Source organism: Pseudoalteromonas sp. S4492 (genome assembly GCF_005886115.1).
Taxonomy (GTDB): Bacteria; Pseudomonadota; Gammaproteobacteria; order Enterobacterales; family Alteromonadaceae; genus Pseudoalteromonas; species Pseudoalteromonas gelatinilytica.
Map to the genome: position 1 here is coordinate 23,297 of NZ_PNCP01000064.1, position 14,542 is coordinate 37,838.

Consider the following 14,542-nt stretch of genomic DNA (forward strand, 5'->3'; position numbering starts at 1 on the left):
ACTTATAATAAAGAAAACTATGGATACTCACTTACCCAAACGCCTTATAATTTCGTTCTCACTTATTCAAAGTATAGTTCTTACGTTGCTTTATCGTAGTGCTGAAAATGAATTTTGGCCCGGAACAAGCCCTGTTTGGTTATTTTCATTAGTAACTTTTTTTATAAGCTTTCCTCTTTTAGTTTCTCTATGTATTACCAAGACAAATTTAAAAGATACAATAAAATTTTTACTGCCATTCTCAATTACTTTATCCCTTTTAGGTGCTTATGTAGGCTTTCAACAAGAACCAAAAGCATTTATAAACAATAGCAATATTATTTCAGTGTTTATTTTTACAGCTTTAATTGCCTGTTTTAAAGTACTTATGTATGTACAACAATACATCGATAATAAGAAATTTAGTTACAGCTCGTTAGTTGAGCTCTCTTGGCAAAACTTCATTGTTTTCTCTTTTAGCTGCCTATTCATTGGAGCACTTTGGGGAATTTTAAATTTAGGTGCTAGTTTATTTGCGGTGCTTGAAATTAATTTTTTCAAGGAGCTTTTAGAAAAAGATTGGTTTGTCATTCCTGTACTTAATATTGCATTTGGCTTTGCGGTCTTCATTTTTAGAAAAATAATACATACCGTCGAAACTGTTTCTACGATGCTACAAACTTTACTTAACTTTATGCTGCCTACGCTTACAGTTATCTCTTTAGGGTTTTTAGTTACCCTGCCTTTTACTGGATTGAGTTCTTTATGGAAAACCGGTTCTGGTAGTTTATTGATTTTGTGGTTACAAGCGCTTACTCTTTTCTGCGTAAATGCGGTATATCAGTACGGATCAGGGCATAAGCCCTATAGTCTACTTATTCACCGCCTTATTTTTATAGGTGTTGCGCTACTACCCATTTACAGTCTAATTTCTGCTTACGGACTTTGGCTTAGAATCGAACAATATGGCTTAACTGTTGATAGATGTTGGGCTATTTTAGTCTGGTCTGTTCTTACTAGCTTCTCCTTTGGTTACTTGATAGGCATTATAAAAAAAAGAGACGCATGGTTAGAAACTCTAGGCTCAGTAAACATTGCAATGGGCTTTATTGTTCTCACTCTTATGCTATTAGTAAACTCCCCTGTTTTAAATTTTCAGCAAATCTCTGCGAATAGCCAAATCGCTCGTTTAGATGAAGGTAAAGTCAATTTCGAAGAGTTTGATTATTATTATTTTGGGTATGCACTAGGTCGTCAGGGCTACTTAAAACTGCAAACACTCATTAATGAATCAAAGACTCTACCTAAAGAGCACATTGCAATTATTGAACGTATGTATATAAATCATAAACTTGCCAACAAAAACAGATCATTTACCAACTTTGAAAGTTTGATAACTTACTGGCCAAGCAAGGAAAGTATACCTGCCGATCTCGTAAAGAGTTTTTACGAAAGAGAAACACAATATGAGTGGTCTATTTATCAAACGAAAGATTATTACTTAATTGCAATAGATTTAGATGATGATACCAAGCCTGAGTTTATTGCAATTGAAGAGAGTAACGAATTAACAAATGCAGATATGTGGGTGATAGAACATGGACAATGGGTTGCAAAATACATGACTACATCTAACTCTGGTAAAGATAACTACATCAAAGAATTAATCAAAAGTGGTCAAATCGAAACGGTTAAACCCAAGTGGAAGAATATAAAGATTGGAAATTTAGAATTAAAATCACCAAACGATTAGTTAAAACCTATTTCAAATTCTTTTAGTTGTACTAGTTCAAAAATAAAAAAGCCGCATAGTTGTATATTAGCTTCCCTATGCGGCTTTGATTAAATTAAAACTCAATAAATCGTTTTAGTGAGTGTTACTGCTTACCAGACATCAACTGTTCCATTAACTGACTAAAGTCGAAGCTAGCCGCTTTTTGTAGTGGTGGATATTTTGATAATGACTGAATATGCTCACCAAGTAAGTGTTGCACAGGCTCATTTAGCCATTGCTTAGCTTGCACTATGTCGGAACGGTCAGTTAAGCCATCAAAGCTTTCAAACGGGTCCATGCGTAAGTTATAGATAATCGGGAACTTTTGTTTTTCGTACTGAGCGTAATAGTTTTCGCTTGTTTCGAAATGAAGTTTCCACTGTTTGTAACGCACAGCTTTAATGCTCGATTCGTAATAATACAGAAAACTATCACGCGCACTCTCGTCCGTTTTACCTAACCAGTAATCTAAGTTGTTTACGCCATCAATCGGTTGCTTGTGTTCTTTAAGCGCTTTTTTCACGATATTTGGTTCACCCGCTGCTGCTGCAAGGGTTGTATAAATATCCATGTGTGACTGAATGCCATTTAATACGGTATTTGCTGGAACTTTACCTGGCCAGCGAACAATCATAGGAACGCGTACACCGCCTTCGTAAGTTGTCATTTTTTCACCGCGGAACGGTGTTGTACCGCCATGTAATCGTGCACTGTGCTCAGGGCCATTATCAGTAGAATAAATCACAATGGTGTTATCTAGGGCACCCATCTCTTCGAGCGCAGCCATTAACTCACCCACTTGTTGATCATGCTCAATCAAGCCACTGCCGTATAAATCATGCTCTGTAGTGTAGTCTGCTGCCAAATAACGGCTTTCATCACTTAAACGCGTGTACATATGCATACGGCTTGGGTTAAACCAAACGAAGAAAGGTTTATCAGCTTTTTGCGCTCGTTTAATAAAGTCTATGCTTGCGTCCATAAACTCTTTATCGACATTTTTCATTCGCTCACGAGAGAGTTGGCCAGTATCTTTAATTTTTTGCTTACCTACTTTACCAAAACGTGGGTCCACTGTTTTGTCATCTACATTTGTGGCGTAAGTATGTAAAACGCCTCGGGTGCCATACTTTTTGAAAAACTCAGGATCTTTTGGGTAATCACGTTGCTCAAACTCTTCTTGAGTATTTAAGTGATATAAATTTCCGAAAAATTCATCAAAGCCATGAACTGTAGGTAGGTGCTCGTTGCGATCACCTAAGTGGTTTTTACCAAATTGTCCTGTTGCATAACCCTGCTCTTTTAAAACCTCAGCAAGCGTATAAGAGCCCGCTTTTAAACCAAGCTCTGCGCCAGGTCGGCCTACCGTTGTCATGCCACTACGAATTGGATATTGACCGGTAATAAGGGCTGCGCGCCCAGCTGTGCAAGATGGCTGCGCATAATGATCGGTAAACATTGCGCCTTCGTGAGCGAGTTTATCGATGTTTGGCGTTTTGTAACCCATGGTACCAAGTCCATAAGCACTAACGTTTTGCCAGCCAACATCGTCGGGGAATATGATTAAAATATTAGGTTTGTCTTTAGCAAAAGCGACCGAGCTTGCTAAATACAAAGCAGCGGATGCTACGGCGAGTAGTTTTTTCATAACAGCAGTCCTTCGTGTATTGTGAGTGAGTACTAATAAAATTTATTGTACGTTTTTCAGTCTACTAAAATTACTGTATACCGCAATTAATTATTATTGCTAGGCATAAAAAAACCGTATTTGCTTACACAAATACGGTTTTTAAACGTTATGAACTTAAATGTTATTTAATAACTTCTAAGCCACCCATGTAAGGGCGTAATACTTCTGGTACAACAATTGAGCCGTCAGCTTGTTGGTAGTTCTCTAAGATTGCTACCAGTGTACGACCAACCGCTAAACCTGAACCATTTAGTGTATGAAGTAGCTCTGGCTTTTTCTCGCCTTGACGACGGAAACGCGCTTGCATACGACGTGCTTGGAAATCAACCATGTTAGAACATGATGAGATTTCACGATAAGTGTTTTGTGCAGGTAACCATACTTCTAAATCGTAAGTTTTTGCTGCACCAAAGCCCATATCACCCGTACATAAAATCACTTTACGGTATGGAAGTTCTAATGCTTGTAAGATTTGCTCAGCGTGACCTGTTAGCTCTTCTAGCGCTTGCATTGAATCTTCTGGTTTTACTAGTTGTACTAATTCAACTTTGTCGAATTGGTGCTGACGAATAAGACCACGTGTATCACGGCCATAGCTACCTGCTTCACTACGGAAACAAGGCGTATGCGCAGTTAAACGAATTGGTAAGTCGCTTTCGTCGTAAATTTCGTCACGAGCACTGTTCGTAAGTGGTACTTCAGCTGTAGGAATTAAGCTAAAACCTGGTTGTTGCTGACCGTCGTCATCCACTAAACCTAAGGTGTGGAATAAGTCACCAGCAAACTTAGGTAATTGACTTGTGCCGTATAAGCTTGCGCTATTAACTAGGTAAGGCACATACATTTCTGTGTAGCCGTTTTGCTCTGTGTGCGTATCAAGCATAAACTGCGTAAGAGCACGGTGCATACGTGCAACTTGACCACGCATAACAGTAAAACGTGCGCCACTGATTTTAACACCCATTTCAAAGTCTAGGCCGTTTACGTCTTGACCAACATCAACGTGATCTTTTACTTCAAAGTCATATGACTTAGGCGTACCCCAGGTTGAAATTTCAACGTTTTGATCTTCGTCTTCACCTACTGGTACTGACTCATCAGGTAAGTTTGGAATAGCAAGTGCAATTTGCTTAAGCTCTTCAAGTACTGCGTCTTGCTCAGCTTTAACGCTGTCTAGTTGATCACCAAGGTTACTTACTGAATCAAGCAGCTGTTGTGCTTTTTCGTGCTCGCCTTTCGCTTTTGCTTGGCCGATAGCTTTGGAACTTGCATTACGCTCGCTTTGAAGTTCTTGCGTTTGTACTTGTAATGTTTTGCGTTTTTCTTCAAGTGCAGTTACCGCTGCAATATCAAGTTCGAAACCGCGTGTTGCTAAACGTGCAGCCGCTTGTTCGATATCTTGACGTAAATATTTAGAATCTAACATGTTTGATTTTTAACCTTTTTGCATTACCAGCTGAAGGCCCAGCCAAGCCATAAATATACACACCACCACGTTTAGGGTGATATTGAGGGCCATTTTAAAAAAGTGACCTTGTTGCAAGAGCAACAACGAATCCATTGAGAATGTTGAAAAGGTGGTCAATGCACCTAAAAAGCCAATACCAATTAAGGTTTTAGCGGGGCTAACAGCGATTATTTCTTTTTCAATCAAGCCGTATAAAATGCCCATTAACAATGAACCAAGAATATTAACTGTCAACGTGCCAAAAGGGAATCCCCTACCGAGCAGTTTTAACATGGTTTCGCTAAGAAAATAGCGTAAACACGCCCCTGAAGCGCCCCCCATTGCAATCATCATATAAAGTTTCAAGCTATTCATAGCGTTTAATATCACTTTGCTCGTTGCGCTGGCTTAAATAGTCCAGCTTTTGTTTTATTTTTTGTTCAAGCCCACGGTCAGTTGGGAAGTAATACTGGCGATCATTAATTGCCTCAGGGAAATACTTTTCGCCAGCAGCAAATGCCCCTTCTTCATTGTGCGCATAACGATATTCAGCGCCATAACCCAAGTCTTTCATTAAGTTGGTTGGCGCATTACGTAAATGCTCAGGCACCGGATAACTCGGCTCATTTTTAGCATCTTGCAGCGCTTGATTAAACGCCATATACACGGCATTACTTTTCGGGGCACTGGCTAAGTAAATGGTGGCTTGTGCGATAGCACGCTCACCTTCGCTTGGGCCAACACGTTGAAAAATATCCCACGCGTTGAGTGCCACTTCCATTGCTCGCGGATCAGCATTGCCAATATCTTCAGTAGCAATCGCTAATAAACGCCGAGCCACATAAAGTGGGTCGCCACCCCCTGCTAAAATACGGCAATACCAATATAAAGCGCCATCAGGTGAACTTCCTCGCACTGACTTATGAAACGCTGAAATCAAGTCATAAAACTCATCACCACCTTTGTCGTACTTGGCTAAGTGAGTTGGTAAAACTTGGCTTAAAACATGTTGATCAACAAGGTATTTTCCCTGCTGCTCAGTGGTTAAATCAACCGCTTGTTCTAACAGGTTAAGCACTTTACGTGCATCGCCATCACTTGCTTGGCAAAGCGCTTGTTTAGCGTTATCGGCAATGTCTATGTGTTTTTGGCTAAGTTCTACGTCTTCACGTAAGGCGCGTTCAATGACGGTAAATAAGTCGGCTTGTTCAAGCGCTTTTAAAACATACACACGAGCACGAGACAGAATCGCATTATTAAGTGCGAATGATGGGTTTTCGGTGGTTGCGCCTACGAAAATAAAGGTGCCATCTTCAATATGCGGTAAAAATGCATCTTGCTGAGATTTATTAAAGCGGTGCACTTCGTCAACAAACAATAAGGTGCGTTGCCCTCGCCCGGCAAGGTTTGTTTTTGCTTCGCTTACTGCCTCACGAATGTCTTTAACACCCGCTGTGACCGCCGACATTTGAATAAGGCTGGCATCGGCATGGTTTGCAATAATTTGCGCTAATGTAGTTTTACCAACGCCTGGCGGCCCCCACAAAATAAGGCTGTGGCATCGGCCTGCAAGAATCGCTTGGTAAAGAGGTTTATCGGGGCTTAAAAGGTGCTGCTGACCAATGTAGTCATTAAGTGTTTCAGGTCGCATGCGCGCCGCTAGTGGGCGCACATCAGGACCAAAATTAAATCCGAGGTTACTCAAGCCTTAATCACCTTGGCTTTGGTCGTCAACTTCAACGCCCTCAGGAATAGTAAATTCAAAGGTTTGAGCCGCCAGAGCTTCGTTTACCTTGGCATCTTTAAAGGTAAATAAAGACTGCTGACCTGAGGTATCTAATACCGTTAGTGATGCGAGGCCTTGCTCTTTAGCATTAAAGCGAATGTCTAGCTTTTCAACTTGGCTCTCAACGCCTTTGTTTGGCGTGACACTAAAGCCAGCATCGGTTGCCACAACTTGGTATTTAGCCCACTGTTCTGGATCTTTTGAAGTCAGCAATACAAACGGTGTTGAATCAATTAGGCTGTGGGTATTCATAATCGTTACTTGCTCAGCAAAGCTGTCGAAGTAATACGTTTTGTCGCCATTAGATACAAACAAGGTATCGTCTGGGCTTTGCTGTTGCCAGCGGATCATCATAGGCTGCTGAAGGGCAATATTCCCCTCACCTTGCATGATAGCTTCGCCTTGCGAATCGGTCACTTGCTGTGAGAACTGTGCTTTAAAACTTTTAATCGCAGCCAGTTGTTGTTGCAACGCTTCGCTGTCGTCTGCAAAACTTTGACCGCTTAATAAACAACCCACAATTAGGGCTAGGTATTTAATTTTTTTCATTAATTTGCTCCACCATTTGGCACTAAGACTTCGCGGGCACCGTTGTGACCTGGTGCGCTAACAATGCCTGATGTTTCCATTTGTTCAACTAAGCGTGCTGCGCGGTTATAACCTACACGAAGCTTACGCTGTACACTCGATACCGACACTTTGCCAGTTTCAATTACAAATGATACTGCTTCATCGTAAAGCGGATCTGACTCTTCATCACCGTCTTCACTGGTTTCTCCTGGTAGTAAAATTTCTTCTGTGGCATCGCCACTTAAAATTTCATCAATATAATTTGGTTTGCCGCGTTTTTTCCAATCGTCTACAACCGCATGAACTTCGTGGTCGTCAACAAACGCGCCATGCACACGCACGGGTACACTGGTACCCGGCGGTAAGTAAAGCATGTCACCCATACCAAGTAAGTTTTCAGCGCCTTGCTGATCTAAAATGGTACGCGAGTCAATTTTACTTGAAACTTGGAACGCCATACGGGTTGGAATATTCGCTTTAATCAAACCAGTAATTACGTCAACCGATGGGCGCTGTGTTGCTAGCACTAAGTGAATACCTGCTGCACGGGCTTTTTGCGCGATGCGTGCAATAAGCTCTTCCACTTTTTTACCCACGATCATCATCATGTCGGCAAATTCGTCAATGACCACCACAATACTTGGTAGTTTATCTAGCTCTGCTGGGCCATCGGCCATGCCGTCGGTATCTTTAAACAGTGGATCTAGAATCGGTTGACCCGCTTCTTTGGCATCCAGCACTTTTTGGTTGTAACCTTTTAAGTTACGCACACCAAGTGCCGACATCAGCTTATAACGACGCTCCATTTCGCCTACACACCAACGCAATGCATTGGCTGCTTCTTTCATGTCGGTAACAACTTCACATAATAAATGTGGGATGCCTTCGTACACAGAAAGTTCAAGCATTTTCGGGTCGATCATGATCATACGAACATCATCAGGGCCCGATTTGTACAGTAAGCTTAATATCATTACATTAACGCCCACTGACTTACCTGAACCTGTGGTACCCGCAACAAGTAAATGTGGCATTTTGCCAAGGTCAGCACATACTGGCTCGCCAGCAATGTCTTTACCTAACACCATAGTCAGTGGTGATGGGTTTGATTCAAACTTAGGCGCGTTAATAACTTCACTTAAACGCACGATTTCACGGTGTTTGTTTGGTAGTTCTATACCTACATAGGTTTTACCCGGAATAACTTCTACCACACGGACACTCACCGCAGACAGTGAACGCGCTAAATCTTTTGATAAACCTGTGATTTTGGCCACTTTAATACCCGGCGCTAAATCAAGTTCAAAACGCGTTACAACCGGACCCGGGTAAACCCCAACCACCGCAGCTTGAATATTAAAATCAAGTAGTTTTGTTTCAACTAAACGCGAAATACCATCAAGCTCTTCTTGTGATAACGGGTTTTTCGCTTTGTCAGGGCGATCGAGTAAATCAAGCGACGGCAACGGATTTGCTGGCGGTTGCTCTTCAAGCAAGGCTTCAAACTTTTCTTTTGCCGTTGGCGGTGGCTGATACGCTGGTTTTGGTTTAGGCATTGGGCGCGCAGGCGAAACAACCGTTGTAACTGGTTTTTCTGGTTCTAAAACGGGGCTTTGATCAAGCGCATTAAGTGCTGATACTGTATCGAAAGATTCATCATCAAGGGCACTAAAACCAATTTCTTGGTCAAGAATATCGTCTAGTTCATCAAAACCTTGGAAATCATCATTGGCTTTTTCCGCTGGCTTCTGCTGTGCTTTAGTCTGCTTTGGCTCATCTTTTTCGGCATCTTTAAAACCAATTGCAGGTTCGTTTTCTGGCTCGACAAAGTTTGCATCAGGTTCTGTAGTCGTAACGTCTTTAACGGCTTCTTTCTCACGGTGCATCCAAGCAGAAAATTGTTCACGCAAAAAGTAGAATGTTTTCATCACCCATTTGCCAACAAAATCGACAAATTGTACCCACGAAATACCGGTTAATAAGGTTAAACCTGCAAAGAAAAAGCACAGTAATAAAATAGAGGTACCGGTAAAATTAAAGGTCGGCATCATGGCTGTAGCGATGACATCTCCCACTACCCCACCGGATGAAAAATTATAAATATCATCAAAATTAATGCTGCTGATGGCAGTCGCTGAAGTAATAAACAACGCAAAGCCAATTACACGTAAAGCAAGTGTGGTGTAATCAAGCTGAAAAATACGGTGTGGCTGTTTAAACAATAAATAACCAAACAACTGAATAGCAACAGGCACTAAATAAGCAAGCCAGCCAAAAGTGAGTAATAGGATATCTGCAACCCAAGCTCCCGCTGTGCCGGTAATATTCTTAACATTAACAAATTCACCGGTTTGCGACCATGAAGGGTCCGCAGGATCAAAACTGATTAATGCACATAAAATAAATACTGCAGCAAAGGTGCTGATGATTAGCCCCGTTTCTAACAGTCTTTGAACACCATTTAGGCGCATAGCTCCCTATTCCTTATTATTCTTTACTTATCGATTAGCAGTGAAATACCTTAGCAGGAAATGCCGTTTGATGCACTTTATCTTAACCTTGATGGACTGATAATGAACAAGTTTTTGTTACTCAATGTGTATTTTAACAGTTTAGGCGATATATGGGCGAATAATGACCCCTTGTTCACCTTTTACTTCTTCCATTACCACATAAGTTCGGCTTTCACTGACGTTGGGTAGTTTTAGCAGAATATCACCCAGTACATTGCGATATTCAGACATATCATTTACCCGCGTTTTTAATAAAAAGTCGAAATTTCCCGACACTAAGTGACATTCGATTATTTCGTCGTGTTTTTTAACTGCAGCGTTAAACTCTTCGAACACATCAGGTGAGGTTTTCGTGATAGTGACTTCTACATACACGGATAATCCTTGACCGAGCTTAGCAGGGTCTACTACCGCTTTGTATCCAAGTATATAACCTTCTCTTTCAAGCTTTTTAACCCGCTCTAAACATGGGGTGGCGCTTAGGCCTACACGCCGCGCGAGCTCTACATTAGAGATCCGACCATCGAGCTGTAATTCCATTAAAATTTTACGGTCTATCCTGTCGAGTAATTGGTGCATATGGCAAACCAGAGTTTTAAACTGTTATATATTAATTTTCAGAGTATATCACTAGAATACCACTTAAAAAAGGTGAGACACACTGGCAGGTCATGAATATAATAGTCAAAAATTTTACCCCGTTCTATTAAGGCGAAAAACTATGATTATTGGTGTACCTAAAGAAATTAAAAACCATGAATACCGTGTAGGTATGGTTCCTGCGAGTGTTCGTGAACTAGTAAACCATGGCCACCAAGTATTTGTTGAAACTGATGCTGGTATGGGCATTGGCTTCACAAACGAAGATTATGTAGCAGCAGGTGCTGAAATTTTATCAACAGCGGCAGAAGTTTTTGCTAAAGCTGAAATGATCGTAAAAGTGAAAGAGCCACAAGCTGTTGAGCGTGCAATGTTACGCGAAGACCAAATTCTATTTACTTACCTTCACTTAGCACCGGATCTTCCACAAACTGAAGACCTAGTGAAAAGTGGCGCTATCTGTATCGCTTACGAAACAGTAACTGATGCACGTGGCGGTTTACCTCTTCTTGCTCCTATGAGTGAAGTTGCTGGTCGTATGTCTATTCAAGCTGGTGCACAAGCATTAGAAAAATCTAACCACGGCCGTGGTATGTTACTTGGTGGTGTACCAGGTGTTGAGCCAGCTAAAGTTGTTGTTATCGGCGGCGGCATGGTTGGTCGTAGCGCAGCGCAAATGGCTGTTGGCCTAGGCGCAGACGTTGTTGTTCTTGATCGTAACATCGATGTATTACGTGCTTTAGACGCACAGTTTGGTAATAAAGTTAAAGCACTTTACTCAACTGCTGACGCGTTAGAAAAACACGTACTAGAAGCTGACCTTGTGATCGGTGGCGTACTAATCCCAGGTGCTGCAGCGCCTAAACTAGTAACTGCTGAGCACATCAAAGCAATGAAACCTGGTTCTGCAATCGTTGACGTTGCAATCGACCAAGGTGGTTGTATCGCAACTTCTAAAGCGACTACTCATGCTGATCCAACTTACATCGTTGATGACGTTGTTCACTACTGTGTTGCTAACATGCCAGGTGCTGTTCCACGTACTTCTACGTTCGCACTTAACAACGCAACGTTACCGTTTATCATCAACCTTGCTAACAAAGGCTACAAGAAAGCGCTTCTTGACGATGCACATTTCTTAAAAGGCTTAAACGTGATTAAAGGCCAAGTTACTTATAAAGAAGTAGCTGAAGCTTTCAACATGGAATATGTTGACCCACGTACAGCGGTTGAAAATGCTTAATTAGCATTGTGAATCGAAATAAAAAAAGCAGCGATATCGCTGCTTTTTTTTATGCCTGTTTGCAAGTGAAGAGCTTTACCTGCAAACAAGTTTGAATATAGTTTTTAACGACGCTTAGTTTGTTTAGCGCGTTGATTGTGCTTTTTAACCGCTTTACGGATTTGGTTAATTTTAGCACGTTTGTCTTTACGCTTTTCAGGAATAACCGACAGCTTAGTTTGCGTTTCGCGGCCAAGTTGTACTGTTTTACGTAAATAGTTAACCGTGTCTAAATCAAGCTCAGCCCAACCACCTTGTGGCAAACGCTTATCAAGCTCTAGCTTACCGTAACGAATACGGATAAGACGCGATACTTCAACATCTTGTGATTGCCATAAACGACGAACTTCGCGGTTACGACCTTCTGTTAAAGTCACATTAAACCAACGGTTGATACCTTCACCACCCATAGGTTTGATGTTTAAGAATTTCGCAGGACCATCATCAAGCTCAACACCTTTTGTTAAAGTGCGCAGCGTTTCGTTTGTCACTTCACCAAACACGCGAGCAGAGTACTCACGCTCTACTTCGTAGCTTGGGTGCATTAAACGGTTAGCAAGTTCACCATCGTTAGTAAACAGCATTAAACCAGCGGTATTAATATCTAGTCGGCCAACTGCAATCCAACGTTCGCCATCAACACGTGGTAAACGGTCAAATACAGTACGACGACCTTCAGGGTCTTTACGTGTACATAACTCGCCTTCTGGTTTGTTATACATAAGTACACGACAAATTCGGTCGGCTTTGTCTTCGATTTTCACCACGTGACCATCAACACGAATTACATCGGTTGCTTCTACGCGGTCGCCTAAACGGGCCACTTTACCATTCACGCTCACGCGATTGGCATCGATGTATTTTTCCATTTCACGACGTGAACCCACGCCAGCACGGGCTAATACTTTTTGTAACTTTTCAGTTTCTACATTACTCATTCAGATAGTTCTCTCACAGAAGGATCGCTCAATAACTGGTTGATTTTACTCTCCTGAAGTTCAGGTAACGGCGGTAATTCATCTAAACCAGCTAATGAAAAATAATCTAAGAAAGCGGATGTGGTAGCATACAACGCTGGGCGCCCTGGCACTTCTTTGTGGCCAACAACCCGAATCCACTCTCTTTCTAATAAGGTTTTAATAATTCCTGAGCCAACGGTCACACCCCGTACTTGTTCAATTTCACCACGGGTAATAGGTTGTCTGTAGGCAATCAAGGATAAAGTTTCTAGTAGTGCTCTTGAGTATTTAGGTGCGCGTTCTTGCCATAAGTTTGCCAGCCAAGGGGCTAAACTGGCACAGGCCTGAAACCTGTAACCGCTGCCAACTGCAACAAGCTTGATGCCTCGGGTTTGATAATGCGTTTGAATCTGTTCGATTGCATTATTAATGCGTGGCATAGATACGCTTAAATCAGCTAATACTGTCTCTTTTAAATGACGTTTAGACACAGGTTTTCCAGCAACAAAAATCGCGGCTTCTATGATTTCGACTAACTGTTCATCACTGATACGTTTTGTGGCCATTGCTACTAAAGGTCATTTTAAATCACTAACGCACTATTATGACAGAAGTCAGCCAAGGTTGGAAAAATTATTGTAAAAAAGCCAGTGTAAAACACTGGCTTTGGGGGATTTTTATGAATAAATATTGAAATTAGCTTTTTTTGACCATTTCAAGGGCATCATCTTCTGCCACATCGCTGCCATATTTGCTAATGTAGCTAATGAACTCGGTGCGACTTACACGCTTATCTTTGTTGCTATCCATGTAGCCAAAATGATTTGCGATGTCGTCGTCATCCGCTTCTTCAATAGAGATGTAACCATTTTTATCGTTGTCTAACGATTTAAAGTCACTTTCGATCGGGTCAAACTTAGCGATTTCTGCTTTAAATGCTGATTCAGACACCTCGCTATCTGTTGCCACTTTGCCTGTATTTAACTGCATGTAGGCGTTAAATTCTGTACGGCTAATTTGCTCATCCATGTTGGTATCGATGTTTGAGAAATGCTCCCAAATTGCATCGTCATCTGCTTCTACTTTCGAGATATAACCATCATGGTCGTTATCTAGGCTGCCAAAATCGCTGTCGATTTTTGCTAAAGAGTTACTTGCAGAACATGCTGATAGGCTTAATGCTGCTAAAATTGTTGATGCTAAAGTTAACTTGTTCATAAGACATTTCCTTGTAGTCGATTAGATTCAGTTAGACTATTTCAAGTTGAATGCCAAAATGCCTTATTGACTAAAATCAAGCACTTACAACTAAGTTAAGTTTTGGTTAAGCCTATGATTTAGAAAGCTTTTCATGGATTGCTGTAATTTTTTCATAAAAAAAGCGCTCCGATGAGCGCTTTTTACAAATCGCTAAAATGTCGCGATTAGATAGCTGCGTTTTGGTAACGCTTAACGAAATCTGTTACTGCTTCGCCATTACATTTTAAGGTATTTAAGTTACCAATTTTTTCACGCACAGGTGTTAAACCTTGCTTAAGTGCAGTAATACAAAGCTGAGTTTCTTTTTGCTCATTTTTAGCAAACACTTCAACAGCTGCTTTTGTTGCTGCTTCTTGTGATTGTGCTTTTTTAGCAATTTCACGGATATCTGTGCCGTTACATAAAATGCTTTGTGAAAAACGTGACATTGAAATGCCGTGTTTTGCTGCTTCTTTACGTGCAGCGGTAAACCCTTCGTTCGCACTTAAGCTACATAACTTTGATTCGATACGGTTATCAGCTGAAAAGTAGTGCGGGTTGCTTGCTAATGAGCCAAATGAGATACATGCAAGAGAAAGCATCACTAATTGTTTTTTCATGGTTTACCTTTAAATAGTACATAATATGAACGGGTGGTTTGCGCGCATTATATAAACAAAAATCAGTAGATCAACTGAATTAT

General features: G+C 41.2%; 13 protein-coding genes. 2 read left to right on the plus strand and 11 right to left on the minus strand.

Annotation, left to right across the window (positions count from 1 at the left end; genetic code table 11):
• Positions 1 to 19: 19 nt before the first annotated feature.
• Entirely contained in the window at positions 20 to 1,732 is a 1,713-nt protein-coding gene (locus tag CWC28_RS18880) for a DUF4153 domain-containing protein (protein WP_138625616.1), read from the plus strand.
• A 124-nt stretch (positions 1,733 to 1,856) separates the two neighbouring features.
• Here CWC28_RS18880 and CWC28_RS18885 read toward each other — a convergent pair whose 3' ends face one another.
• From CWC28_RS18885 to lrp, 7 genes are all read right to left on the minus strand, one after another.
• Positions 1,857 to 3,401, minus strand: a complete 1,545-nt coding sequence (locus CWC28_RS18885) for an arylsulfatase (RefSeq protein WP_138625617.1) — start codon at positions 3,399 to 3,401, stop codon at positions 1,857 to 1,859.
• Between the two features lie 163 nt (positions 3,402 to 3,564).
• Positions 3,565 to 4,869: a serine--tRNA ligase gene (gene serS, locus CWC28_RS18890; RefSeq protein ID WP_063704658.1), complete on the minus strand. Its 1,305-nt coding sequence runs from the start codon at positions 4,867 to 4,869 to the stop codon at positions 3,565 to 3,567.
• Positions 4,870 to 4,878: 9 nt separating this feature from the next.
• A complete protein-coding gene (gene crcB, locus CWC28_RS18895; protein ID WP_082389253.1) occupies positions 4,879 to 5,265 on the minus strand; it encodes a fluoride efflux transporter CrcB in 387 nt (128 codons plus the stop codon).
• Complete coding sequence (locus tag CWC28_RS18900; protein WP_063704656.1) at positions 5,258 to 6,595, minus strand: replication-associated recombination protein A; 1,338 nt, start codon at positions 6,593 to 6,595, stop codon at positions 5,258 to 5,260. Before CWC28_RS18900 ends, crcB begins: the two co-directional genes overlap by 8 nt.
• A 3-nt stretch (positions 6,596 to 6,598) precedes the next feature.
• On the minus strand, positions 6,599 to 7,225 hold the full coding sequence (gene lolA / locus CWC28_RS18905) for an outer membrane lipoprotein periplasmic chaperone LolA (protein WP_063704654.1): 627 nt from the start codon (positions 7,223 to 7,225) through the stop codon (positions 6,599 to 6,601).
• Positions 7,225 to 9,717: a DNA translocase FtsK gene (locus CWC28_RS18910; RefSeq protein ID WP_063704652.1), complete on the minus strand. Its 2,493-nt coding sequence runs from the start codon at positions 9,715 to 9,717 to the stop codon at positions 7,225 to 7,227. The genes lolA and CWC28_RS18910 overlap by 1 nt, the downstream gene beginning before the upstream one ends.
• Before the next feature lie 141 nt (positions 9,718 to 9,858).
• Complete coding sequence (gene lrp, locus CWC28_RS18915) at positions 9,859 to 10,338, minus strand: leucine-responsive transcriptional regulator Lrp (RefSeq protein ID WP_063704651.1); 480 nt, start codon at positions 10,336 to 10,338, stop codon at positions 9,859 to 9,861.
• Positions 10,339 to 10,480: 142 nt separating this feature from the next.
• Between lrp and ald the strand changes: the two genes are divergently transcribed.
• Positions 10,481 to 11,602, plus strand: coding sequence for an alanine dehydrogenase (gene ald / locus CWC28_RS18920; protein ID WP_063704649.1), 1,122 nt, complete (start codon positions 10,481 to 10,483; stop codon positions 11,600 to 11,602).
• Positions 11,603 to 11,706: 104 nt separating this feature from the next.
• On the opposite strand, the gene rluB is transcribed toward ald, so the two are convergent.
• The 4 genes from rluB to CWC28_RS18940 all read right to left on the minus strand — a co-directional run bounded on the left by rluB (position 11,707) and on the right by CWC28_RS18940 (position 14,459).
• Positions 11,707 to 12,579, minus strand: a complete 873-nt coding sequence (gene rluB, locus CWC28_RS18925; protein WP_063704647.1) for a 23S rRNA pseudouridine(2605) synthase RluB — start codon at positions 12,577 to 12,579, stop codon at positions 11,707 to 11,709.
• Positions 12,576 to 13,166 (minus strand): SMC-Scp complex subunit ScpB, encoded by a 591-nt coding sequence (gene scpB / locus CWC28_RS18930; protein ID WP_063704645.1) that lies wholly within the window; start codon positions 13,164 to 13,166, stop codon positions 12,576 to 12,578. Before scpB ends, rluB begins: the two co-directional genes overlap by 4 nt.
• Before the next feature lie 130 nt (positions 13,167 to 13,296).
• Positions 13,297 to 13,818: an EF-hand domain-containing protein gene (locus CWC28_RS18935; protein ID WP_063704643.1), complete on the minus strand. Its 522-nt coding sequence runs from the start codon at positions 13,816 to 13,818 to the stop codon at positions 13,297 to 13,299.
• Positions 13,819 to 14,024: 206 nt separating this feature from the next.
• Entirely contained in the window at positions 14,025 to 14,459 is a 435-nt protein-coding gene (locus CWC28_RS18940) for a hypothetical protein (RefSeq protein WP_063704641.1), read from the minus strand.
• Positions 14,460 to 14,542 lie beyond the last annotated feature (83 nt).